This window comes from Streptomyces sp. M92 (genome assembly GCF_028473745.1).
Taxonomy (GTDB): Bacteria; Actinomycetota; Actinomycetes; order Streptomycetales; family Streptomycetaceae; genus Streptomyces.
On the sequence record NZ_CP101137.1, the window covers coordinates 2,154,576 to 2,179,729 of the forward strand.

The 25,154-nt window shown below is 73.7% G+C and carries 10 protein-coding genes; 3 read left to right on the forward strand and 7 right to left on the reverse strand.

Going from position 1 to position 25,154, the window contains the following annotated elements; all coding sequences use genetic code 11:
• Positions 1-151 precede the first annotated feature (151 nt).
• The 3 genes from M6G08_RS09825 to M6G08_RS09835 all read left to right on the forward strand — a co-directional run bounded on the left by M6G08_RS09825 (position 152) and on the right by M6G08_RS09835 (position 4,033).
• Positions 152-886, forward strand: coding sequence for an ABC transporter ATP-binding protein (locus M6G08_RS09825; RefSeq protein ID WP_272586787.1), 735 nt, complete (start codon positions 152-154; stop codon positions 884-886).
• On the forward strand, positions 880-3,342 hold the full coding sequence (locus tag M6G08_RS09830) for an ABC transporter permease (protein ID WP_272586788.1): 2,463 nt from the start codon (positions 880-882) through the stop codon (positions 3,340-3,342). The genes M6G08_RS09825 and M6G08_RS09830 overlap by 7 nt, the downstream gene beginning before the upstream one ends.
• A 76-nt stretch (positions 3,343-3,418) precedes the next feature.
• Positions 3,419-4,033 carry a class I SAM-dependent methyltransferase gene (locus M6G08_RS09835; protein WP_272586789.1) on the forward strand — a complete coding sequence of 205 codons (615 nt, stop codon included), beginning with the start codon at positions 3,419-3,421 and terminating at the stop codon, positions 4,031-4,033.
• A 93-nt stretch (positions 4,034-4,126) separates the two neighbouring features.
• Here the strand turns inward: M6G08_RS09835 and M6G08_RS09840 are convergent, their stop codons facing one another.
• From M6G08_RS09840 to M6G08_RS09870, 7 genes are all read right to left on the reverse strand, one after another.
• Positions 4,127-5,104 carry a TauD/TfdA family dioxygenase gene (locus M6G08_RS09840; protein WP_272586790.1) on the reverse strand — a complete coding sequence of 326 codons (978 nt, stop codon included), beginning with the start codon at positions 5,102-5,104 and terminating at the stop codon, positions 4,127-4,129.
• Between the two features lie 14 nt (positions 5,105-5,118).
• Entirely contained in the window at positions 5,119-5,946 is an 828-nt protein-coding gene (locus M6G08_RS09845; RefSeq protein ID WP_272586791.1) for a 4'-phosphopantetheinyl transferase family protein, read from the reverse strand.
• 6 nt (positions 5,947-5,952) lie between these two features.
• Entirely contained in the window at positions 5,953-6,894 is a 942-nt protein-coding gene (locus M6G08_RS09850; RefSeq protein WP_272586792.1) for a TauD/TfdA family dioxygenase, read from the reverse strand.
• Positions 6,891-8,147 (reverse strand): MFS transporter, encoded by a 1,257-nt coding sequence (locus M6G08_RS09855; RefSeq protein ID WP_272586793.1) that lies wholly within the window; start codon positions 8,145-8,147, stop codon positions 6,891-6,893. The genes M6G08_RS09850 and M6G08_RS09855 overlap by 4 nt, the downstream gene beginning before the upstream one ends.
• The gene (locus tag M6G08_RS09860; protein ID WP_272586794.1) at positions 8,144-9,106 is read right to left on the reverse strand and encodes an ornithine carbamoyltransferase; all 963 of its coding nucleotides are present in this window, start codon (positions 9,104-9,106) and stop codon (positions 8,144-8,146) included. The genes M6G08_RS09855 and M6G08_RS09860 overlap by 4 nt, the downstream gene beginning before the upstream one ends.
• 72 nt (positions 9,107-9,178) lie before the next feature.
• On the reverse strand, positions 9,179-20,098 hold the full coding sequence (locus M6G08_RS09865) for a non-ribosomal peptide synthetase (protein ID WP_272586795.1): 10,920 nt from the start codon (positions 20,096-20,098) through the stop codon (positions 9,179-9,181).
• Positions 20,095-25,134, reverse strand: coding sequence for a non-ribosomal peptide synthetase (locus M6G08_RS09870; protein WP_272586796.1), 5,040 nt, complete (start codon positions 25,132-25,134; stop codon positions 20,095-20,097). The genes M6G08_RS09865 and M6G08_RS09870 overlap by 4 nt, the downstream gene beginning before the upstream one ends.
• Between the last annotated feature and the right edge of the window lie 20 nt (positions 25,135-25,154).

Sequence of the window (25,154 nt, forward strand, 5' to 3'; positions counted from 1 at the left end):
GAGGCTGCCCACGCAAGTTCCTGTCGCCTCCGGGCCCTGCCTTTTCCCGCCCGGGGCGGCCACCGTGCACAGAAGGGTGGAGCTATCTCCACCCCGAAGACTCCGCCCGGCTGCGATGTGCGCCAGCTCCGGGCCCGATTGAGTGGACACCATGAATCAAGCAGCCGTCCGACTCCGTTCGGTCACTCGCTCCTACGGCAAGGGCGCGAGCGCCGTGACTGCCCTGGACAATGTCTCCCTGGACATTCCCCGCGGCACGTTCACCGCCGTCATGGGGCCCTCGGGCTCCGGCAAGTCGACCTTCCTTCAGTGCACCGCGGGTCTGGACCGGCCGACCGGCGGCCAGGTGCTTCTCGGGGAGACCGACCTGAGCAAGCTGAGCGAGAAGAAGCTCACGCTGCTGCGGCGGGACCGCATCGGTTTCGTCTTCCAGGCGTTCAACCTGCTGCCCGCGCTCACCGCCGAGCAGAACGTGGCGCTGCCGCTGCGACTCGCCGGCCGCCGCCCCAAGCGGAACGATGTCCTGGACGTGCTGGAGAAGGTGGGCCTGCGCGAGCGGGCCGGGCACCGGCCCAGTGAGATGTCCGGCGGTCAGCAGCAGCGGGTGGCGCTTGCCCGCGCCCTGGTCACCCGCCCGGAGGTGCTCTTCGGTGACGAGCCGACCGGCGCCCTGGACACCACCACCAGCCGTGAAGTGCTCACGCTGCTGCGGCAGATGGTCGACCAGGGGCAGACCGTCATCATGGTGACGCACGACCCGGTGGCCGCCTCCTTCGCGGACCGGGTGCTGTTTCTCACCGACGGCCGGGTCCACGACGAGCTGTTCGCCCCGACGGCCGAGCAGGTCGCCGCGCACATGACCGGACTGGCGGCCCTCCCGTGCTGAAGCTCGCTCTGCAGGGAATGCGGACCCGCTGGGTCACGTTCATCGGCTCGTTCATCGCCCTCGCCCTCGGCGTCGGCCTCATCGCCACCACGGGGCTCGCCCTCGCGGCGACCTTCAGCGCTCCGGACCGCGGGCCCGAGCGGCTCGTGAAGGCGCCGGTCGTCGTGAAGACCTCCGGCCTCGTCCGGGCGGACACCCCCATCGGGGAACGTACGCAGACGATCCCCCACCCCGCGCCCGTCCCGGCCGCCGTCACCGCGAAGCTCGCGGCGCTCGGCAGGACCGTCGAGGACCGCACCTTCTCCGTGTCGGGCCCCGGACTCGGCGAGGACACCGTCGGCCACCCGTGGTCGGTCGCCGCGCTCACCCCCTACACGCTGACCGCCGGACGCGCCCCCTCAGCGCCCGGCGAGGTCGTCGCCACCGGGGACGCGCTGCGGCCCGGCACCCGGGTGCAGGCCGCCACCGCCCGCGGGTCCGAGCAGGTCACCGTCGTCGGGACGGTCGCGTCGGCCGGTTTCGAGAACGCGCTGTTCTTCACCGACGCCGAGGCCGCGCGGATCTCTCCCGACGTGGACGCCGTCGCCGTGCACGCCCCGGCCGGCCGGGTCGAGGCGGCCGTGGGCGCCGGGTTCGACGTACTGACCGGCGACGAACGCCGGCGCGCCGACCCGGACCCCGACCGGGACGAGGAGGCACTGGTCTCGGTGAACGCGCTCCTCGGCACGGCCGCGGGCGTCACCGGCTTCGTGTCGGTGTTCGTCGTCGCCTCGACGTTCTCCTTCGCCGTCGCCCAGCGACGCCGGGAGTTCGGACTGCTGCGCACCGCCGGTGCCACCCCCGCCCAGGTGCGGCGGATGGTGTTCACCGAGGCGTTCGTCATCGGCGTGCTCGCCTCGGCGGCCGGCTGCTGGCTCGGCGCGGCGGGCGCGCCACGGCTCGCCGCCTGGATGGCGGACGCCGGGATCGCACCCTCCTGGTTCCGGATCGGCGAGCAGACGTGGCCGCTGCACACCGCGTTCTGGACGGGCCTGTTCGTCGCCCTGAGCGGGGTGGTCGTCTCCTCGTGGCGGGCCGGCCGGGTCGGTCCGACGGAGGCTCTGCGCGAGTCCGCGATCGACTCCCGCGCGATGCCGGTGAGCCGCTGGCTGATCGGTGGCGCGGTCCTCGCCACCGGCCTCGGGCTGCTCTCCCTGGCCCTGCTGGACAGCCCGGGCGACGTCCTGAAGCGCAAGACCTACATCACCCAGCCGATGCTGCTGATCGTCGGGTTCGCCCTGTTCGCGCCGGTCCTGGTCAAGCCGCTGACCCGGTTGCTGACCTGGTTGCCGGCCCGGCTGCCCGGCGCGACCGGCATGCTGGCCCGGGAGAACGCGTCCGCCGGGGTCCGCAGGACCGCAGCCGTCGCCGCCCCGGTCATCATCACGGTGGCCCTCGCCGCCTCCCTGATGGGCACCACCGCCACGATCAGCGAGGCCAAGGCCGACGAGGCGCGGGAGCAGATCACCGCGGAACTGGTCGCCACGGCGGGCGGGGAGGGCCGCGCGCTGCCCGAGGAGTTCGTCCGGCGCGCCGGGGCCGTCCCCGGCGTGACCGTCAGCGCGATCCGGTCCACCGGGGTGACCGTCCTGGAGGAGGGGGTCGCCCTCGTCAAGTCCGAGGCCAAGGCGGTCGATCCGGCGGCGCACGCGGCCGTCTCCCACCTGCCGGTCGTCGCGGGCCGCCTCGCCGACCTCGACGACGACAGCATCGTCGTCAACGAGGAGTGGCTGACCACGAAGGTGGGCGACAGGGTCTCCGTCTGGCTGGGCGACGGCCGCAAGGCGGACCTGCGCATCGCGGCGGTGCTCTCCACCGGCACCGGCAGCAACGGCGTCTACCTCACCGAGCGCAACGCCGCCGGTGCCCCCGTCGACCGGGTCGACCTCGCGCTGCCCCAGGACGGCGCGGACACCGCGGCCGCCGCACTCGGCGCCGCCGCGAAGGCGACCGGCGTCCAGCTCCTGACGGGCGACCGGTGGGTCGAGGTCCACTACCCGCGTTCCAGCGAGAACACCCGGCTCGGCCTGTGGATGATCCTCGGCATCGCCCTGATCTACACGGGCATCGCGCTCGCCAACACCCTGATGATGGCGACCTCGGACCGGGTCCGCGACCTCGCCTCGCTGCGTCTGACGGGCGCCACGAAGGGGCAGGTGCTGCGGCTCGTCGGGGTCGAGGCCCTGGTGGTGGTCGCGGTCGGCGCGGTGCTCGGGGCGGTGATCGCCGGGGTGAACCTGCTCGCTGTGTGGAGCGCCCTCGGCCTGCTCGACGTGTGGTCCGACGTCGTGGTGCCCTGGGGCACGGTCGCCGCGGTGATCGGCGCGAGCGCCCTGCTCGCGACGGTGGCTTCCGTGCTGCCCGCGTCGTTCGCGCTGCGCGTCCGGCCGGTCGAACTGGCGGGCATGCGCGAGTGACCGCCCGGTCCCGGGCGCATTCCGTCGCGCCCCGGCACCCCGCGCCCACTCCCTTACAACGCGAGAGGCCAGCGCTGTGACGAGCGACCGAGCCACCCTGCCCGGTGGGCCCCCGCGCCGGGGGCCCTGGGCCCGCGCCGGGGCGTCCGGCCCCCGTCGGATCGCCATGGCCCTGACCGCGCCGGTGCCCGAGTCGGGACCCGCCGTGGTGGTGGAACTGGACGCGTACGAAGGCGAGGTGACCGCCCTGGTCCGGGAGCTGCTGGGCGGCCGGGGGCGGCACCTGGCCGTGGAGTCCGACCCGGTGCGGGCGGCCCGCCTGAGCCTGCGCTTCCCGGACATCGAGGTGGTCACCGCCGACGCCGCGTCCCTCCCCGGTGTGCTCGCCGGGCGGGGGATCGCGGCGGCTGATGTGGTGATCGCCGGCCGGTCCTGGGCGGGCCTGCCGCACGCGAAGCGGCGGGCCTCCCTCGCCGCGGTCCGCGAGGTGCTGAGCCCCGCGGGAGCGTTCACCGCGCCCGGCCCGCTGCACGCCCGGTTCCGGGCGGAGGAGCGGCGCTTCCGGCGGATGCTCGGGGTGTCCTTCGAGGAGGTGGTGGCCGGCCGCACGTCGTGGGACTCCCTGCCGCCGGCCTTCGTCCTGCACTGCCGGCGCCCGCGCGCGCTGGCCCCGCTGAACTCCTCCCCGTAGGGCCGACGGAACACACGGACGCCCGAAGGGGCCGGCCTCCCTACCTCCCGGGCAGGGTGGCCGGCCCCTTCGGGCGGTCCGGCGGGCGGTGGCTCAGCCGGCCGCCGGCTGCGACGGCTCGGCCATCGCCACCGCGATCCTGCGCGGGCCGGTGAACGGCTCACGGGCGTGGGCGGCGAGCATGTTGTCCACCACCAGGATGTCGTGGCGCTGCCAGTCGAAGCGGGTGGAGGCGTCGCGGTAGCACTGGCGCAGGTGGGCCACCACGTCGTCGGGGATGGGGGCGCCGTCACCGTAGTAGGAGTTCGTCGGCAGGTCCTCGTCGGCGAAGATCTCCTGGAGGCCCTCGCGGACGTCCGGAGCAACCGTGCTGACGTGGAAGAACGTGATGTGGTTGAACCACACGTCCTCGCCGGTCACCGGGTGGCGGTGCACGGCGTCGCGGATCGCGGTGGTCCGCAGTCCGCCGGCGGTCCACTCGACGCCCAGCCCCTTGCCCTCGCAGTACGCGGTGACGGCGGCCCGGTCGTCGGTGTTGAACGCCTGCTGCCACGGCACGCCGAAGTCCTCGTGGAAGTTACGCACCACGCGCCAGCGGCGTCGGGTGAACTCCTCCCGCACGTCCGGGTCGATGGCGCGGAACACCTGGCGGATGTCGGCGAGCGGGGTCGCCCCCAGGGTGTGGGCCGGCTCGATGCAGTAGAAGTACAGCGCCTTCGGCCAGACGGCCTGGTAGGAGTTCTCGTTGTGCAGGAAGATCTCCTCGTCCGCCGGGTAGTCGGTCGACGTGTAGACCTGGCCCTTGATGGTGGAACGGGGCGAGGAGCGCTCGGCGTACGTCAGCGGCGGCGTGCCCGACAGGGCGTGCACGGAACCGTTGAAGCCGTCGACGCCGGCCACGTCGAAGCCGCGCAGCAGCACGGCCCCGCGGGAGTGCAGCGCGGCACGGATCCCGGGGCGGTTGCTCTCGATGAACTCCGCGACCGCGATGCCAGGGGCCGGTGCCTCGTACACCTGCGGCAGATATCCCGCACGGACGGTGGGGCCGAGCAGGGGTGTGGTGGTGGTCATGGTGACGGGCTCCTTCAGGAACGGAAGGGTACGAGCAGGGAGGTGGCGGCGGTGTCCCGTGCGGGGACGGGGGCGGCCTCGGGGGCGGGGCCGGTGGCGCTTGTCAGGGTCCGCACAGTCACCGGGCCGGCGCTGCCCGCGGGCCGGGCGAGGGCGACGAACAGGCCGCCCGCGCCGGGCAGGTCCTGCACCAGCCATTCGCCGGTGCCGCCCTGCCCGGTGCTGCGCACGGTCAGCGGACCCGCGTGTTCGGGACGGACCTCCAGGCCCTTGAGGTCCGCCGTGATGCCGGTGCCGATCGTTTTCACCACCGCCTCCTTCCTGGTCCAGCACCGGAGGAAGGCAGCTTCACGCGCGTCGCCCTCCGGCAGGCCGTTCACGTAGGTCAGTTCGGACGCGGACAGCACCAGGGCCGCGGCAGCCGCCGAGCTCCCGGAGCGTCCGTCCTCGACGTCGATGCCGACCGGCCCCGCGGTACTGACCGCCAGGGCCCAGTGCGGACCGGCGTGCGAGAGGTTGAAGTCGAGGTCGGTCGGGGGGCCGGCGACGACCGGGCGGCCGTGACCGGGGTCGGCGCACCACGGGCAGGGCCGGGTGCCGAAGCGCAGGCCCGCCGCGGGGACGCCCAGGTAGCGGGAGAGGATCTGCCGCACGGCGATGTGCGCCCCCGCGTACCGCAGTCCCTCGGTGTGCGGTCTGCGCCGCATCACGGTGCGTTCGGCGGCGGAGAGCAGCCGCAGGGCGGCGGCGGGCGGCGCGTCACGGGTCGAGCCCTGCCAGACGTGCACACCGCCGTCCGCCGCCAGCGCCCGGTACTCCGCCGGGGAGTCGCTGTCGCTCATGGCGCCTCAGTCGGACATCGCCACGAGCACCCGGCGGGTGCCCGTGAAGGGGCGGCGGCCGTGCGACACGAGCATGTTGTCGATGAGCATGAGGTCGCCGGTGTTCCAGTCGCAGTCGCGGGCGTGCTCCAGGCCCCGGTCACGGATCTGCAGGATGTAGGCGTCGGGGATCGGGGAGCCGTCGGCGAACGTCACGGACTGCGGCAGCTCGTCGGCGGACAGGATCTGCGCGAGCGCGGCGGCCGTGTCGTCGCCGAGCCCGGCCGGGTGCCACTGGTCGGACTGGTTGAACCAGACCTCGTCACCGGTCACCGGGTGGACGGCGGTCGCGGGCCGGATCTGGCGCACCCGCAGCGAGCCGTCCCGCTGCCACGCGTACTCGGCCTCGGTCCGGGTGAGGAACTCCTCCACCACACCGCGGTCACTCGTCTCGAAGGTGTCCTGCCAGCTCTTGCCGAGGCCGAGCCCGTCGTGGAGGTTCTGCTGGTAGCGGACCCCGCCGCCGAACGCCTCGCGCACCTCGTCGTCGAGCGAGGCCAGCCACAGCGCGGAGTCGGTGACGGGCGTCGCGCCGCCGGTCGCGGCGGCCTTCTGGCAGAAGAACAGCAGCCGGGCCGGCCAGGCCGCGGCGTAGGACATCTCGTTGTGCATCGAGATGGTGAACTCCTGCGGGTACTCCGTGGAGGTGTAGACGTTCTTGCCGACCTTGGTGCGGGGCGAGTTGCCGTGCACGTAGGCGAGGCGGTTGGGCAGCAGTTCGTCCATGACGGGGTCGAGCGTCTGCTCGGCGACGCCGAAACCGCGGAAGATGAGTGCCTTCTCCTTGACGAGCTGGTCGCTGATGGCGGCGGTGTCGCCGACCACGCGGAGGAGTCCGGCCGCCGACGCCTCGACACCCGCGTCCTGCGGGGTGATGACGAGCGGGGACCAGCTGGGCGTTGTGTTCATTCCTGATCTCCTTGGGGAGTGTTCCGGTGGTGTCGTGGAAGGTCGATGACAAGTGCGGTGAGCGCGAGCGCTGCCATCGCGGCACCGAGGACGGCGGCGGTACCGGCCGCGCCGGTCGCGTCCAGGAGCAGCCCGCCGAGAAGCGCGCCGAGCGCGTTCGCGCCCGAACCCACCAGTTGGAGGGCGCTGTTGACGCGGCCCTGGAGCCGGTCGGGAGTGGTGAGCACCTGGTGGACGCCGCCCGCGACGTTCACGGCGCCGCCGACCATGCTCATCACGGCGAACAGCGCGCCGAGCAGCCAGGGCGAGCGGGTCAGCGCGAGCGCGGGGACCAGGACCGCCCAGGCGAGCAGCGCCCAGCGGACCAGGGACGGCAGGCCCAGGAGCTTCATCGCCCGGCCGCCGGCCAGTGCGCCGAGCGCGCCGCCGGCCCCGCTGATGGCGGCGATGACGCCGACCGTGCCGGGTGACAGCCCGTCCTCGTACAGGACGAAGGCGGGGAGCAGGGCGAGGGCCTGGAAGAGCACGTTGCTGCCGGAGACCAGCAGCATGACCAGGCGCAGGAAGGTGTTGCGCCACAGCCAGCGCAGCCCCTGGGCGATCTGCGGGCCCAGCCGCCCGCGGGGCGGCCGGTCCTCGGCGGGGTCCTGGAACGGGGAGCGGATGAGCAGCACCGCGGCGAGCGAGAGCAGGTGGGCGACGCCGGCCAGCAGGAACGGCGACCAGCGGGCGAGCGCGAACGCCATGCTGCCCAGGGGCTGGCCGAGCAGTCCGGCGGCGCGGCCGCGCGCCTCGCTGCCGGAGAGCGCGGCGGTGAGCTGCGCGGCCGGAACGACATGGCGCACGCTCGCCCGCTCCGCGAGCCGGTAGCAGACCATCAGGGAGCCCTCGACGAACGCGGCCGCCGCCAGGTGCGCGAGCCACACCCGGCCGCTCGCCACGGCGGCCACGACGCTGAGGGTGCTGAGCGCGCAGCCCACGCTGCACAGCACCATCAGCCGTCGCCGGTCGCAGCGGTCGACCAGGACACCCGCGGGCAACTGCACCAGCAAATGTGGCAGTTGCGCCGCAGCCGCGGCCACCGCCCCCGCCGCCGCCGATCCGGTGGACCAGATCAGCAGCAGCGGGTAGGCGACCATGGAGGCGCGGGAGCCGAGCAGGGTGAACCCGGCCCCGCTCCACAGCAGCAGGAAGTCGCGGTTGCGGCGCAGCGGCGGGGGCGCGGCGGCCGGCGCTTCGTCGAGGACGCTCATGCGGTGGTCGCCGCCTCGGAGCCGGCCCGCCCGCCGCGGGCCCAGGCAAGGACCGCCATGGCGCTGTGCATCTTGTTCTCGGCCTGCTGGAAGGCGAGGCTGTGCGGCCCGTCCAGGACCTCGCCGGTGACCTCGTCACCGCGGTGCGCCGGCAGGTCGTGCAGGAAGACGGCCTTGGGGCTGGCCTGCCAGAGATCGGCGGTGACCTGGAAGGGGGCGAAGACGCGCCGCCAGTCGGGGTCGGCCTTGGTGGTGCCGGTGGTCTGCCAGCGGGTGGTGTAGACGGCGTCGACGTCCTCCGGCAGGCCGGCCATGTCATGGCGTTCGGTGACGGTCGATCCGCAGCGGGCCGCGGTGCGCCGGGCGCGGTCGAGGAAGGCGGGGTCGAGGCCGTAGCCGGGCGGGGTGCGCAGGTCGAGGTGGGCACCCTCGAAACGGGTGAGGGCCAGGGCGAGCGCGGAGGCGGAGTTGTTGCCCTCACCGACGTACAGGACGCGCAGGCCGTCCAGGCGGCCGAAGTGCGCCTGGAGGGTGGTGAGGTCGGTGAGTGCCTGAGTGGGGTGTTCGTCGGCGCTCATGGCGTTGATGACGGACATCCGTCGCTGGTTCGCCCAGGCCCGCATCTCGGCCGGGTCGTCGGCGGTGCGGGCGACCAGCACGTCGAGCATCCGGGAGAGCACCGCGCCGGTGTCCTCGCTGGTCTCACCGGTGTTGAGCTGGAGGTCCCCGGCTCCGTACGTGATCAGGTGACCGCCCAGGCGCAGTGCGCCGCTGGAGAAGGCGGTACGGGTCCGGGTGGAGGTCCGCTTGAAGTAGACGCCCACCACCTGACCGGCCAGCGGGCGCCGGGCGCCGGGGCCGGCCTGGGCGAAGGTCACGCCGTCGTGGACGATTTGGCGCAGGTCGGAGTCGGAGAGGTCGTCGATGGAGATGAGGTGGCGGGCGGGCGGGTGGGTCACGGGGTCCTCCTGGAGGGGGTGGAAGTCGGCCGGGGGAGCCGGGCCGCCCGGTCGGGGCGGCCCGGCCTCGGATCAGGCCCGGTCTTCCTCCGTCACCACGGGGGTGAGCAGAGGGTGGTCGGCCGGGGCGTGGGCGCCGGTGCCGGCCGCCGCCCAGTCGGCCATCAACTCGCCTTGGCCGAAGGCGTGCTCACGCTTGCTGAGGGACGCCGTGAGGAACTTGACGATGTCCTTTCCGCTGTCGGAGTTGGTGAGGGCGACCAGCCCCACACCGCTCTTGAGATGGGTGAGCGAGAGGTTCCAATACCCGGCCGGTTCGCCGCCGTGCCCGAACTCGGCGTCGTCACCGGTGTCGTCGACGATCGTGCCGAGTCCGTAGAAGCTGCCCGGATGGGTGTGGAGCAGCTCGGCGGCGATGTCCCGGGGGATCAGGGCGCCGTCCAGGCCGAGGAGCGCGGCCCGGAAGTGGCGGGCGACCTTGCCGAGGTCCTCGGCGGTCGTCCACAGCCCGGCGGCGGCGAGGTGGGCGCGTTCGCGCCAGCCGCCGTCCAGGTGCTTGCCCTTCACGTGGTGGCCGAGCGCCACCGGGCGTCCGGCGGTGCGCGGGAAGGACTGGTCGAAGCTGCTGCCCGTGAGGTCCATGGGCCTCAGCACGAGCCGGTCCATCAGCTCCTGGAAGGATTCGCCGGTGGCGTCCTCCAGGAGCTGCTGCAGCACCCAGTAGTGCGTGCTGCTCTTGCGGAATACCTCACCGGGTATGAGCTGCCGGCTGACCCGGGGCGTGGACACCGGCCCGGTTCCGTCGAGCAGTTCCCGCAGCGTGGGCACCCGATCGCCGGGCCGGAACCCGACGCTGCGGTGGCGTGCGAAGCCCGCCGTGTGCCCGAGGAGCTGGCGGACCGTGACCGGTCCGGGCGCCTCGGGCAGGTCGGCGAGTTGCCACGAGGTGAGGTGTCGGTCGATCGGGTCGTCGAGGCCGATGAGCCCCTGGGCCACGAGTCGCAGGGTGGCGAACGCCGTGACGTGCTTACTGATCGAGCCGACCTGGAACAGCGTCCGCGGGGTCACCGGTGCGCCGCCCCCTGCCCGCAGGTGGCCGACGCCGTGCAGCTCGGTCGAGCCGTCGGCGCCGAGAACGGCGACGCTCACACCGGGCACCTGGTGCTCGGCCATGAGAGCCGTCAGCTCGTCGAGGGGGAACGCCGGCGCGGCCGGCCGCCCGATCAGGGCGGCCACCTCCGCGAGCGGCCCCTCGGCCAGCTTGGCGCTGTCTCCGCCGCTGGCCCGGTCGAGCAGCGAGGCCAGCAGGTCGGCGGAGACCTCCACGCGGGCGGGGGGAGCGGGGGCCACGGGGGCCGCCTCCGCCTCCGCCTCGTGTGCGTCCTCGTCGATGGCCGCGGCCAGGTCGGCGAGGGTCCCGTGCTGGTACATGCGCCAGACGGAGACGGTGAGGCCCGCTCGCCGGGCGGCGGCCAGTACCTGGATCATCAGGATGGAGTGGCCGCCGAGGTCGAGGAACCGGTCGTGGATGCCGACGGTTCCGACGCCGAGCACGTCCTGCCAGATCGTGGCGAGGAGCTGTTCGGTGGGGGTGCGCGGGGCGACGTAGGGGTGGTCGTCGCCGCGCAGGGCGGAGCGGTCGGGGGCGGGCAGCGCCCGCCGGTCGACCTTGCCGTTGGCGTTGAGCGGCATGGTCTGAAGGGCGACGAACGCCGAGGGGACCATGTACTCGGGGAGCCGCAGGCCGCATTCCTCGGCGAGGGCCGAGGCGTCAGGGAGCCGCTGTCCTTCGTGCGGCACGCAGTAGGCGACGAGGCGCTTGTCGCCGGGGGTGGGTTCGTGGACCGTGACCACGGCGTCCCGCACGGCGGGGTGGGCGGCCACGACGGCCTGCACCTCGCCGAGCTCGACGCGGTAGCCGCGGATCTTGACCTGGTCGTCCAGGCGGCCGAGGAACTCGACCGCGCCGCCGGCGAGCATCCGCACCCGGTCGCCCGTGCGGTACAGCCGCCCGCCGGCGGGCCCGTACGGGTCGGGCACGAAGCGCTCCGCGGTCAGGTCGGGACGGCCCGCGTAGCCGCGTGCCACCCCGGTGCCGCCGACGTACAGCTCGCCGACCACGCCCACGGGCACCCGGCGCATGGCCCCGTCCAGGACGTGGGTGGTCATGTTCGGCAGGGGCGTGCCGATCGGCACCACATCGAGGGTGACCGGCTCGGTCACCGGGTGGACGGTCGAGCCGACGGACGCCTCGGTGGGCCCGTACTCATTGATCATGCGTCCCGCACCCAGGAGTTCGAGGGCCTGGTTGCCGGTGGTGGCGGGCAGCGCCTCGCCCGCGACGACGAAGACCTGGGCGAGCCGGTCCACCTCGTCGGTCGCGAGCTGCTCGGAGAGAATGTCGAGGTGGCCCGGGGTCAGCTTCACGAAGCTGTACGGGGCCCGGTCCATGAGCGCTTCCGCGAGGTCGCCCGGCGCGGTGTCCTGCGGTACGACGTGCACGGCCTGCCCGGTGACCAGCGGACCCCACAGGTTGGGCACGACCAGGTCGAAGGCGACGGACGAGAACAGCGGTGCGCCGCCGGTGCCGCGCGCGGCCAGCTCCACCGCCGCCCAGGCCACGTGGTTGGCCAGGCCCCGGTGCGGGATCTGGACGCCCTTGGGCCGGCCCGTCGAGCCAGAGGTGAAGATGACGTACGCGAGCCGGCCGGGGTCGTCGGTCCGGGCGGGCGCCTGCTCCCGCGTGGCGAGGGCCTCGCCGACCAGGAGCGGGGTGAGGCCGCCGAAGCGCGCCGCGTACTCGGGTTGGGTGACCGCGTGCGCCGCGCCGGCCGTCTCCAGCATCGAGGCGATGCGCTCGGCCGGGTAGGACGGATCGACCGGCACGTACGCCGCGCCCGCCTTCCACACCCCGAGCAGCGTCGCGATGAGCCGGGGGGAGCGGTCGAGGAGCACGGCGACGGCGGACTCCTGGCCGGCGTTCTCGGCGAGCAGGCGGTGGCCGATCGCGTTGGCCGCCTCGTCCAGCTCCCGGTAGGTGACCTCCTCGCCCCGGAAGGTGACGGCGACCGCCCCGGGGGTGGCCCGGGCCTGCCGCTCGAAGCGCTCCAGGACGGAGAGCGCCGGGTAGTCCTCGGCGGTCTCGTTGAGCGCCCCCAGCCACTCCGCCTCGCCCGCCGGCAGCGGGGCGTACTCCGCGCTGCCGTCCGGGTCGGTGGCCATCGCCTCGAGGACCTGCCGGTACAGGCCGGTCAGCCGGTCGGCGTGCTCCCGGGCCAGGGCGTGGGTGTGGGTGGTCAGCAGCAGGTGCCCGGAGACAGCGGAGACCGCGAGGGCGAACTCGGTGCCGCCTTCGCCGCTGCTGGCCTCGGGGTCGACCAGTTCGGTGTCGACGTGGTCGAAGTCCTGGTAGCTGAAGCGGACGTCGAGGAGCCGGCCGGTCCCGGCGTCGCGCTGGATGACCGGCATCGGGAAGCGTCGGCGGTCCCAGACGCGCCCTTCGGCGGCGAACACCTCCCGTACGAGATCGGTCCAGGTGCCCCGGGCTCCGGCGAAGGCGAACGGCAGCGTGTTGAGGTACATGCCGTACACCCGCTCGGCGCCCGGCGACTCGGGGCGCGCGCTGCACACCAGACCGCTGTGGAAGGCGGGTTCCTCGGTGAGCAGGGAGAGGACCTTCAGGTGAGCGGCGAGCAGGACGCTCTTCAGCGACACCTGGGCTTGCGTGGCGAGCGCGCGCAGCCTCGGCTGAAGGTCGAAGAGCTCGACCGCCACCCGGTACTTCTCGCGCGGGGCCAGGGGGTCCCCGGCCCACGGAGCGGGCAGCGCGAACGGGGCGTGGCCGCTCACCACGTCCTTCCAGTAGGCGCGGTCGTCCTCGGAGTCCAAGGAGGCCAGTTCGGCGGCGATGAAGTCCGCGTAGCGCACCGGCGGGGCGGTGTACGGTGCCGGCTCGCCGCCGTCCCGCAGGACGCGGTAGGTCTCCAGGAGCTCCATGAGCATGGCCCGGTGGCTCCAGCCCTCGGTGATGGCGTGGCAGACGGTGACGACGAGCCGCCAGGCGTGGTCGTCCTCCAGCTGTGCGGTCATCCGCAGCAGCGGTGCCTTCGCCAGGTCGAAGAGGACCGTGCGCTCCTCGGTGAGGATGGCGCGCGTCCGCTCCTCCCGGTCGCCCGCGAGCCTCAGGTCCTCGACCACCAGCGGCACGTGGGCGGTGGGGGCGACGATCTGGAGGGGCGTGCTGTAGCCGTCGAGGTCGAAGGAGGTGCGCAGCATCTCGTGGCGCCGGGTGACGATGTTGAGGGCCTGGCGGAACGCGGCGACCTCGAAGGGGACGCCGTCGGTGATGCGGAAGGACGCCACGTTGAGGTAGGCGCGCTTCTCCTCGTCGGCGAGCATCTCCACGATCATGCCGAGCTGAACCTGCGACATCGGGTAGGCGTCGACGGTTCCCTCGGGGAGCCTCGCCCGGTCGTCCGGACCGAGGAGTGCGAACGGCTCGACGGGCGGTGCCGTCTCGGCCGGCGCGGGGCGCCCGGTCAGGAACTCGCTCAGCTCGGCGACCGTGCGGTGTTCGAAGACCTCGCGCACCCCGACGTCGAACCCGGCGGCGCGCAGGGCGCCGACCAGGGAGACGGCGCGGATGGAGTGGCCGCCGAGGTCGAAGAACCCGTCCTCGACGCCGACCCGCTCCAGCTGGAGGACCTGCGCCCAGATGTCCGCGACGCGCGCCTCGGTTCCGGTGCGCGGGGCGACGTAGGGGGTGCCGGTGCCGTCCGCGGTGTCGTCGGGGTCGGGGAGGGCGCGCTTGTCGGTCTTGCCGTTGGCGTTGAGGGGGATGGTGTCGAGGGGGATGTAGGCGGCGGGGAGCATGTAGTCGGGCAGCCGGGTGGCGGCGTGCTTCCCGAGGTCGGCCGCATCGACGGAGTTCTCTTCGGTGCTCACGTAGTACGCGACGAGGTGGGTCTCGCCGGTGGCGGTGGGGCGGGCCACGACGACCGCGTCGCGGACGGCGGGGTGGTCGGTGAGGATGCTCTGGATTTCGCCGGGTTCGATGCGGTAGCCGCGGATCTTGACCTGGTCGTCGAGGCGGCCGAGGAATTCGACGGTGCCGTCGGGGCGGGTGCGGGCGAGGTCGCCGGTGCGGTAGAGGCGGTCGCCGGGTGTCCCGTAGGGGTCGGGTACGAAGCGGTCGGCGGTCAGGTCGGGTCGGCCGGCGTAGCCGCGGGCGACCCCGGTGCCACCGACGTACAGCTCGCCCGGGACGCCGACCGGGGTGGGCTCGAGTGCCGCGTCGAGGACGTACATCGTCATGTTCGGCAGGGCGCGCCCGATGGGCAGCACCTCGGCCGCCTCGTCGGCCGGGACCGGGTAGACGCAGGTGCCCACGGATGCCTCGGTGGGTCCGTACTCGTTGATGATCCGGGTGTTGGGGGCGAGGGCTCGCCAGCGTTCCAGGGTGGTGCGGGTGAAGGCCTCGCCGGCGACGACGAGCACCGGGGCGAGTGCGGCGGCTTGTTCGGCGGTCAGCTGCTCGGCCAGCAGGTCGAGATGGCCGGGGGTCAGTTTGATGAAGCTGTACGGTCCCGCCGCCGCGACCTCACGGCAGAGGTCGGCCATGTCGGTGTCCTGGGCGACGGTGTGGACCTTCTGGCCGGTGACGAGGGGGGCCCAGAGGTTGGGGACGACGAGGTCGAAGGCGACCGAGGAGAACAGCGGTGCGCCGCCCTGCCCCTGGGACGCCAGGTCCCGTGCTGCCCAGGCGACATGGTTGGCCAGCCCTTGGTGGGTGACCTCGACGCCCTTGGGGCGGCCGGTCGAGCCCGAGGTGAAGATGGTGTAGGCGAGCGCCTGCGGGTCCTCGGCCCGCTCGGGGGCGGTGGCCGGCTGCGCGTCGATCGCTGCATCGTCCACCCGTACCGTCGTGAAGCCGCTGAAGCGTTCCGCGTACGTCTCCTGTGTCACCGCGAAGGCGGCGCCGGCCGTCTCCAGCATCGAGGCGATCCGCTCGGCGGGATAGGACGGGTCGATCGGCACGTAGGACGCGCCGGCCTTCCACACCCCGAGGAACGCCGCGAGGAGATTGGGCCCCCGGTCCAGCAGGACGCCGACCGGGGTGCGCGGACGCACCCCCAGCGCCCGCAGGTGGTGCGCGATCCGGTTGGCGCGCGCGTCCAGCTCCGCGTACGTCAGAGACGTGCCGGCCAGCGAGACGGCCTGCGCACCCGGGGTGCGACGGGCCTGCTCCTCGAACCGGGACGGTACGGTGGCGGTGCCGAAATCGGCCCGCTCACCGTTGCCTTCGGCCAGCAGGCGGTCCCGGTCGGCCGTCGGCAGGCAGGCGGCGGCGGCGTCACCGAGCGGGTCGGCGGCCATGGCCTCCAGCACCTGCCGCAGGATGCCCGCGAGGTGTCCCAGGGCTTGCTCGGTCAGGTGCTTGCGTCCGCCGGTGAGGAAGAGGTGGCCCAAGCGGGCGGAGACGCCGAGCGGGAACTCGGTGGGGCTGTCGTCGATGCTCGCCAGGTAGTCGACCTGTTCGCGGTCGACCTGGTCGAAGTCGTGGTAGCTGAAGCGGACCGAGACCAGCCGGCCGGCGTCAAGCGCGGCACGCTGGATGTCGGGCATCGGATAGCCGCGGTGCGGCCACAGCTCCACCTCGCGGCCGAAGACCCGCGCCACCAGGTCGGTCCAGGTGCCCGAGACGCCGTCGAAGGCGAACGGCAGGGTGTTGAGGTGCATGCCGTAGACGCCGTCGGCGCCCAGCGCCTCGGGGCGCGCGTTGCAGACCAGGCCGGTGAAGAACCGCTCCTGGCCGGTGACCGCGCTCATCGTCCTGAGGTACGCGGCGTGCAGCACGCTCTTGAAGGACGCCCCGGCCGCCGAGGCCAGTGCCCGCAGCCGGTCCTCCAGGTCGTGCACGGGAACCTTGACGCGGTGCGGGTCACCCGCCTCCCCGTCGCCCGCCCAGGCCTCGGGGAAGGCGAACGGCTCGTAGCGCTCGACGATGTCCGTCCAGTACGCGCGGTCCGCGCCCTCCTCGAGCGAGGACAGCTCGGCCGCGACGAAGTCCGCGAACCGGACGCCGGGTGCCTCGGGACGCGTGATCGCGGCGCCACCGCGCGCCCGGTCGTACCCCTCGACGAGCTCCATCAGGAGGGAGTGGTGGCTCCAGCCGTCGAGGATGGCGTGGCACTCGGTGATCGTCAGCCACCAGCTGCCGTCGTCGCAGGCGTGCCCGGTCAGCCGCAGCTGCGGGGCCGCGTCCAGCGGGATGAGCGCGGCCCGCTCGCGGGCGGTGAACTCCCGCAGCGCGCTCTCGACGCCGGCGGCGTCCAAGCCACCGAGGTCGTTGCCCGCGACCGGCGGCTCGACGTCACGGTGCACCAACTGCATAGGCACGTCGTAGGAGTTGAGGTCGAAGGAGGTACGCAGAACCTCGTGGCGCGCCACAGCGGCCCGGACCGACGCACGCAGCGCCTCGATCGAGAAGGGCCGGTCGTCCCGGACCCGAAACGAGGTGGAGTTGTGGTACGGGTGGCGGGCGTCGCTGAGCATCTCGACGACCATGCCGATCTGTACCTGCGACATCGGGTACGCGTCGGCCAGCCCCGCCGGCATCCGCTCCCGGTCGGCTGCCGTGACCAGCTCGAACGGCTGGACGCCGGCCGTACGGACCACCGGCGCGCGTTCGACGAGCCGCTCCGCCAGCCGGGCCACCGTGCGGTGCTCGAAGAGATCGCGCACGGACACGTCGAGACCGGCCTCGCGCAGGTGCCCGGCGAGGTTGATGGCGCGCAGCGAATGCCCGCCCAGATCGAAGAAGCTGTCGTGGACGCCGACGGACGGTACTTGGAGAACCTCGCCCCAGATCGCGGCCACCCGGCGCTCCAGGCCGGTGCGCGGCGCGGTGTACGTCTGGCCGGCGGCGCGCACGGCGCCGGGCTGCGGCGCGGGCAGCGCCTTGTCGTCGAGCTTGCCGTTCACGGTCAGCGGCAGCCGGTCGAGGGCGACGAAGTAGGCCGGGACCATGTACTCGGGCAGGTCGCGGCCGAGCGCGGTGCGCAGGGCGGCGGCGTCGAACTCCGTGCCGGGTGCGGGCACCACGTAGGCCACGAGCTGGCGGTCGCCGGGGGTGACCTCACGGGCCAGGACCACGGCGTCACGGACGCTCTCCCGCGCACCGAGCACGGCGTTGATCTCGCCCAGCTCGATGCGGAAGCCGCGGATCTTGACCTGTTCGTCGTTGCGGCCGAGGAACTCCAGGCTGCCGTCGGCGAGCCGGCGGGCCACGTCGCCGCTGCGGTACAGCCGGCTGCCGGGCTCCCCGAAGGGGTCGGGCACGAAGCGCTCGGCGGTCAGTTCGGGCCGGCCCAGGTAGCCGCGCGCCACACCGCGCCCGGCGACGTGGATCTCGCCGAAGACGCCGACGGGGACCGGGTTGCCGCGTCCGTCGAGGAGGTGGACGGCCAGGTCGTCGAGGGCGACGCCGACGGGGCTGACGCCCGCGCCCAGGTCGGTCGCCGTCAGCTCGTGGTGGGTGACGTGCACGGTGGTCTCGGTGATCCCGTACATGTTGACGAGCGTCGGCCGGGCGAGGCCGAGCCGGTCGGCCCACGGCCGCAGGTCGGCGACCTCCAGCTTCTCCCCGCCGAAGACCACGGTGCGCAGCGCCAGCCGGTCCACGCGCGGGTCGCCCTCGCGGGCGGCGGCGACCAGGGCGCGGAACGCGGACGGCGTCTGGTTGAGGACGCTGACCCGCTGGTCGACGAGCAGGTCGAGGAAGGCGGACGGGTCGCGGGTCACCTCCTTCGGCACGACGACCAGGCGCCCGCCGTGCAGCAGCGCGCCGAACATCTCCCAGACGGAGAAGTCGAAGGCGTAGGAGTGGAACAGCGTCCACACGTCGTCGGCGTGGAAGCCGGTGCGCCGGCCGGTGACGTCGAACAGGCGCAGCACGTTGGCGTGCGTGAGGCAGACGCCCTTGGGGCGGCCGGTGGAGCCCGAGGTGTAGATGACGTAGACGAGGTGGTCGGCGCCCGCGACGGGCTCCGGGTCGTGGGCCGGGGCCGTCTCCCGCGTCCCGTCCGCGTCCAGGACCAGGGTCGTGCCGGAGTGCAGCGGGGCCAGGAGCCCCGCGTGCGCGCTCTGCGTGACGACGACCGGGACGGCGGCATCGGCGATCATGAAGCCGAGCCGGTCGGCCGGCGCCGCCGGGTCGAGCGGCAGATAGGCGCCGCCCGCCTTGAGGACGCCGAGCAGCGCGGGGACCAGGTCGGCCGAGCGCTCCAGGCAGACGCCCACGAGGGTCTCCGGGCCGACGCCGGCCGCCCGCAGCCGGTGGGCGATGCGGTTGGCCCGTTCGTTGAGCTGCGCGTACGTCAGCTCCTCGGCCTCGAAGGTGACGGCGACGGCGTCCGGGGTCCGCCGGACCTGCGCCTCGAAGGCGCCGTGCACGGTGCCGGTGACCTCGCCGGTGACGGCGGCGCCCGCGGTGAGCAGGGCGTGCTCGTCCGCGCCGAGCAGGCCGAGGGCGCCGACCTCGCGGTCCGGGGTGGTGACGGCCGCCTCCAGCAGCCGCACCAGGTGGCCGGTGAGCCGCTCGGCGGTGGTGCGGTCGAAGAGTTCGACGGCGTACTCCAGGTGCCCGTGCAGGGACCCGTCGGCGCCCTCGCGGAACTGGAGGTCGAGGTCGTACTTGGCGGCGTCGCCCTCGCCCTGGAAGGGTTCGGCGGCGATGCCGGGCAGGGCGAAGGCGCCGGTGCGCTCGCCGTGCATGGTCAGCGCCACGTCGAACAGCGGGTTGCGGGCGAGGTCGCGTTCGGGCTGGACGGCGTCGATGAGCTGGGCGAAGGGCACGCCCTGGTGGTCGAAGGCGCCCAGCACGGTGTCCTTGGTGCGGGCCACCAGTTCGCGGAAGGTCGGCTCGTCCTCCCAGTGGCCGCGCAGGACCAGGCTGTTGATGCCGTAGCCGACCATGCCCTGGAGCTCGGGGCGGCCGCGCCCGGAGACGACGGTGCCGACGGCGATGTCGGCGGTGCCCGTGTACCGGGCGAGCAGGCCGTGGTAGGCGGCCAGGACCACCATGAAGAGCGTGGCGTCCTGGTCCTCGGCGAACGCCCGCAGCCGGGTGGCGAGTTCGCCGGGCAGGGAGAAGGCCACGGTGGCGCCGGACGCGTCACGGACGGCCTTGCGGGGGCGGTCGGTGGGCAGCTCGACGGGGGTGAGCCCGACGAGCTGGCTCTTCCAGTAGTCGAGGTGGCGCTCCAGCGTCGCACCGGACATCTCGGCGCGCTGCCAGGCGGCGAAGTCGGCGTACTGCACGGGGACCGGTGGAAGGGCCGCCTCCGTACCCTCGGCGAGGGCCGTGTAGAGGGCGCTCAGTTCGCGGGCCACGACCTCGGTGGACCAGGCGTCGCAGGCGATGTGGTGGAAGACCAGGGCCAGGACGTGTTCGTCGTCGGCGAGGCGCAGCAGCCGGCCCCGGACGGGCAGGTCGCGCTCCAGGTCGAAGGGGAGGAACAGCTCGCGGTCGATGACCTCCTGGACGGCGGCCGTCCGCGCACCGGGGGCGGTGCCGGTCAGGTCGACGACGGGCAGGGTGACCCGCTCGGCGTCGGAGACGACCTGGACCGGGCTGCCCCCGGCCAGGGTGTAGCGGGTGCGCAGGATCTCGTGGCGGTCGGTGAGGCGCTGCCAGGCGGTGCCGAGCAGGCCGGCGTCCAGGGGCCCGGTCAGGGTGACGACGAACGGGACGAGGTACTGGGTGCTGTCCGGGTCGAGGCGGCTGAGGAACCACATCTGCTCCTGGCCGTAGGAGAGCCGCAGGGGGGCCGTCCGGTCGGCCCGCGGTATCGCCGGTCTGCGGCCGGGGCCCCGGCCGGCCAGGCGCCGCCGGATCAGCTCCTGGCGGGCCCGCTCGGCGGCCTGGACCTCCGGGCCCGCTCCAGGCTCGTCGGTGCCGAGGCCGGCGGGGATGATCGCGTCCGTGCTCATACCGTGGACTCCTTCGCCAGTGCCTGGCCGTTCGTCGGGGTTGCGTGCGGGTGTGCGGCTGGGGAGTACGCGGCCAGCTCCGCGTCGATCTCGGCGGTGACCGCGGCCTCCACGGCGGCGGCGAGCCGGGCCACGGTCGGGCCCTCGAAGACGGTGCGCACCTTGAAGTCGATGTCGAACTCCTCCTGGATCCGCGAGATGAGGCGGATGGCGAGGATCGAGTTCCCGCCGCTCTGGAAGAAGCTGTCCTCCACGCCCACCCGGGTGCCGAGGAGTTCGCTCCAGATGTCGGCGATCCGCTCCTCGGTGACGGTGCGGGGCGCGATGCCCGCCGCGGCGTCCGCGGTGTCGTCGGGGTCGGGGAGGGCGCGTTTGTCGGTCTTGCCGTTGGCGTTGAGGGGGATGGTGTCGAGGGGGATGTAGGCGGCGGGGAGCATGTAGTCGGGCAGCCGGGTGGCGGCGTGCTTCCCGAGGTCGGCCGGGTCGAGTTCCTGGTGCGCCACGTAGTACGCGACGAGGTGGGTCTCGCCGGTGGCGGTGGGGCGGGCCACGACGACCGCGTCGCGGACGGCGGGGTGGTCGGTGAGGGTGCTCTGGATTTCGCCGGGTTCGATGCGGTAGCCGCGGATCTTGACCTGGTCGTCGAGGCGGCCGAGGAATTCGACGGTGCCGTCGGGGCGGGTGCGGGCGAGGTCGCCGGTGCGGTAGAGGCGGTCGCCGGGTGTCCCGTAGGGGTCGGGTACGAAGCGGTCGGCGGTCAGGTCGGGTCGGCCGGCGTAGCCGCGGGCGACCCCGGTGCCACCGACGTACAGCTCGCCCGGGACACCGACCGGGGTGGGCTCGAGTGCCGCGTCGAGGACGTACATCGTCATGTTGGGCAGAGGGGTGCCGATGGGCAGCACCTCGGCCGCCTCGTCGGCCGGGACCGGGTAGACGCAGGTGCCCACGGACGCTTCGGTGGGTCCGTACTCGTTGATGATCCGGGTGTTGGGGGCGAGGGCTCGCCAGCGTTCCAGGGTGGTGCGGGTGAAGGCCTCGCCGGCGACGACGAGCACCGGGGCGAGTGCGGCGGCCTGTTCGGCGGTCAGCTGCTCGGCCAGCAGGTCGAGATGGCCGGGGGTCAGTTTGATGAAGCTGTAGGGCCGCGACCCGGCGAGTTCCTTTCCGAGGTCGGCCATGTCGGTGTCCTGGGCGACGGTGTGGACCTTCTGGCCGGTGACGAGGGGGGCCCAGAGGTTGGGGACGACGAGGTCGAAGGCGACCGAGGAGAACAGCGGTGCGCCGCCCTGCCCCTGGGACGCCAGGTCCCGTGCTGCCCAGGCGACATGGTTGGCCAGCCCTTGGTGGGTGACCTCGACGCCCTTGGGGCGGCCGGTCGAGCCCGAGGTGAAGATGGTGTAGGCGAGCGCCTGCGGGTCCTCGGCCCGCTCCGGCGCCGTCCTGGGACGGGCGTCGATCGCGGCCCGGTCCCGGTCGACGAGCACGGTCGTGAAGCCGCTGAAGCGTTCCGCGTACGTCTCCTGTGTCACCGCGAAGGCGGCGCCGGCCGTCTCCAGCATCGAGGTGATCCGCTCGGCGGGATAGGACGGGTCGATCGGCACGTAGGACGCGCCGGCCTTCCACACCCCGAGGAACGCCGCGAGGAGATTGGGCCCCCGGTCCAGCAGGACGCCGACCGGGGTGTGCGGGCGCACCCCCAGCGCCCGCAGGTGGTGCGCGAGCTGGTCGGCCCGCAGGTCGAGTTGCTTGTACGTCACCGACGCGTCGCCGAAGGACACCGCGGGCGCCTCGGGCGTGGCCCGGGCCTGCTCCTCAAAGCGCCGGACGACGCTCGTGTCACCGAGATGGGCCCCGGTCGCGTTCCACACGTCCAGCACGAGGGTGCGCTCCTCGGGGCGCAGCAGCGCCACCTCCGACAGCCGCACCCCGGGCCGGGCCGTGACCTCCTCCATGACCCGGACGAAGTGGTCCTTGAAGCGGAGGACCGTGGCCTCGTCGAAGAGGGCGGTCGCGTACTCCAGGACCCCCTCCAGGGCGCCGTCGGCGGAGCGCCCCACGAAGACCGACAGGTCCGTCTTGGCGACCGTCCACGCCTCGGCGAAGGCCGCGAGGTCGGCGGTGCCGGTGGCGACGCTGGTGACGCCTTCGCTGTGCATGTCGAAGGCGACCTGGTAGAGCGGGGTGCGCGACAGGTCACGCTCCGGCGCCAGCTCCTCCACGAGCCGGTCGAAGGGCAGGTCCTGGTGGGAGAAGGCCGCCATGGACGCGGCCCGCACCCGGCCCAGCGCCTCCTCGAAGGTCGGGTCGCCCTCCAGTGCGCAGCGCACCACGAGGGAGTTGAGGAAGAACCCCACGGTGCCGGCCACCTCCGGCCGGCCGCGTCCCGCCACCGGTGTGCCGACCGGGATGTCCCACCGGCCGCTGTAGCGGGCCACCACGGTGGCGAAGACCGTCAGCAGGGTCATGAACGGGGTCGCGGCGTGGGCGCGGCCCAGCTCCTCCACCCGGGCGAACAGCTCCGGCTCCACGCGGATCGGCACGACCGCGCCGCGCGAGTCCCGCTCGGCGGGCCGGGGCCTGTCCGCCGGCAGCTCCACGGGCTCGACGCCGTCGAGTGCGGCGCGCCAGTGCGCCAGCTCCCCGGCCAGGAACGCGTCGGTGAGCCGCTTGCTCTGCCAGGCGGCGTAGTCGGCGTACTGGAGGCCGGGCGCGGCCAGCCGGGGCGCGCGGCGCTCGACGGAGGCCGCGCACAGCTCGCGCAGCTCGCGCTCCAGGACGACGGTGGACCAGCCGTCGCAGGCGATGTGGTGCAGGGTGACGAGCAGGACGTGGTCCTCACCGGGGACACGGGCCAGCAGCGCCCGCCACAGCGGCCCGGCCGCCAGGTCGAAGCCGCGCGCGAACTGCTCCTCGAAGCGGCCGGCCAGCTCCTCGCGGCCGGTGTCGGCCACCCGCAGCTCCACCGGGACGGGGGCGCCGATCACCTGCCGGGGCTCGCCGTCCCTCTCCTCGTAGCGGGTGCGCAGGATCTCGTGGCGGGCGGACAGCTCGTCCAGGGCCGCCTGGACGGCGGCGACCGGGGTCCCGCCCGGCAGGCGCACGATCAGCGGGGCGACCCACTCACGGCTGCCCGGGTTCATCCGGTCCAGGACCCACAGCCGGCGCTGGCCGGAGGAGAGGGGGAGTTCACCGGTGCGCGGGACGGCGGTCATGGCGTCGGTGTCGGCGGCCGGCGCGTCGATCAGGCGGGCCTGCGCCTCCACGGTGGTGGAGCTGAACAGGCCGCGCATGGAGATCGTGACGCCCGCCGCGCGCAGCCGGGCGGCCAGCCGGGTCAGCTGGAGGGAGGTGCCGCCCAGCGCGAAGAAGTCGTCGGTCGCGCCGACCCTCTCGCACCCGAGCAGGGCCGCCCAGACATCGGCGACCTGCTGCTCGGCAGGGGTGCGCGGGGCGACGTACGCGTCCTGTCCGAGGGCCGTCGTCTCGTCCAGGAGGGCGGTGACGGCCTTGCGGTCGGCCTTGCCGTTCGCGGTGAGGGGCAGCGCGTCCAGCGGCAGGAAGAGCGACGGTACGTGGCTGTCGGGCAGCCGGGTGCGCAGGTGACGGCGGAGGTCGGCGGAGCCGGTCCGGGTCCGCGCGGTGACGGCCGCTCCGATCCGTCGGCCCCCGTCCGCGGCGGTGAAGGCGACGACGACGGCGCCGGTCACCTCGGGGTGGGCGGTGAGCGCGGCCTCGACCTCACCGGGCTCGATACGTACGCCGTTGACCTTCAGCTGGTCGTCGAGGCGTCCCAGGTACTCCAGGACGCCGTCGGTGTTCCAGCGCACGAGGTCACCGGTGCGGTAGAGCCGGCTGCCGGGCGGCCCGTACGCGTCGGGCACGAAGCGCTCGGCGGTCAGGTCGGGGCGGCCCGCGTACCCCTGGGCCAGGCCCGTGCCGCCCGCGTACAGCTCACCGGCGACGCCCTTGGGGGCGGGAGTGCCGTCGGCGCCCATGACCAGGACACGCATGCCCTTGAGGGGGCGGCCGATCGGGACGGGGCCGGACTCCTGGGCGGGGTCGGCGGGGTGGGCGGTGATGTCGATGGAGCACTCGGTGGGCCCGTAGGTGTTCCACACCTCGACCGGGCCGGGGGCCACCTGCCGCAGCCGCGAGACCAGCTCGGCGTGGAGCGGCTCGCCGGCGCTGAACAGCAGCCGCAGCCGGTCGCAGCCGGCCCAGCCGGACTCCTCGGCGAGCAGCCGCAGGACGGACGGCACGGCCTGGAGGACGGTGACTCCGGCGTCGGCCACAGCGCCCAGCAGGGCGCGCGGATCGCGCTCGGCGCCTTCGGGGGCGCAGACCACCCGGCCGCCGCTGACCAGCGGCGCGTGGACCTCCAGGCCCGCCGCGTCGAAGCCGGGGGATGTCTTGAACAGCCAGCGGTCATCGGCGTCCAGTCCGTGCTTGCGCACGGACCAGGCGATCCGGCCCGCGAGACCGGCATGGGTGACCTGGACGCCCTTGGGCTGTCCGGTCGAGCCGGAGGTGAAGATCGTGCAGGCGACGGCTGCGGGGTCGGGCGCCGCGAACGGCGCGTCGGACAGGCCGGTGGCGTCGATGTCGGCGGGGGTGAGGGCGCGTACCCCCGGCGGGGCGATGCGAGCGGCGAGCCGCGGCTCGGCGACGACGAGGGCGGCACCGCCGCCGGTGAGCAGCGCGGTCAGCCGGTCCTGGGGGTGGGAGGGGTCCAGAGGCAGATAGGCGGCCCCGGCCCGTCCCACGCCCAGGAGGGTGGCGACGAGATCGCTGCCCCGGTCCAGGCATACGCCGACCAGTGTCCCGGGGCCGGCGCCCGCCGCCCGCAGGAAGCGCGCGACCTGCTCGGCGGCGGCGTCCAGCGTGCGGTAGTCGACCGTGTGGCCACCTCCTTCGACGACGGCGATCGCGTCAGGGGTGCGGGCGGCCTGCGCGGCGAAGAGCGCGGGCAGCGACTCCGGCTGCGCGGTGGACACGGTTCCGCTCAGGGACGTCCTCGGCAACTGTGCGGCGTTCAACAGGTACTCCTTAAATGACC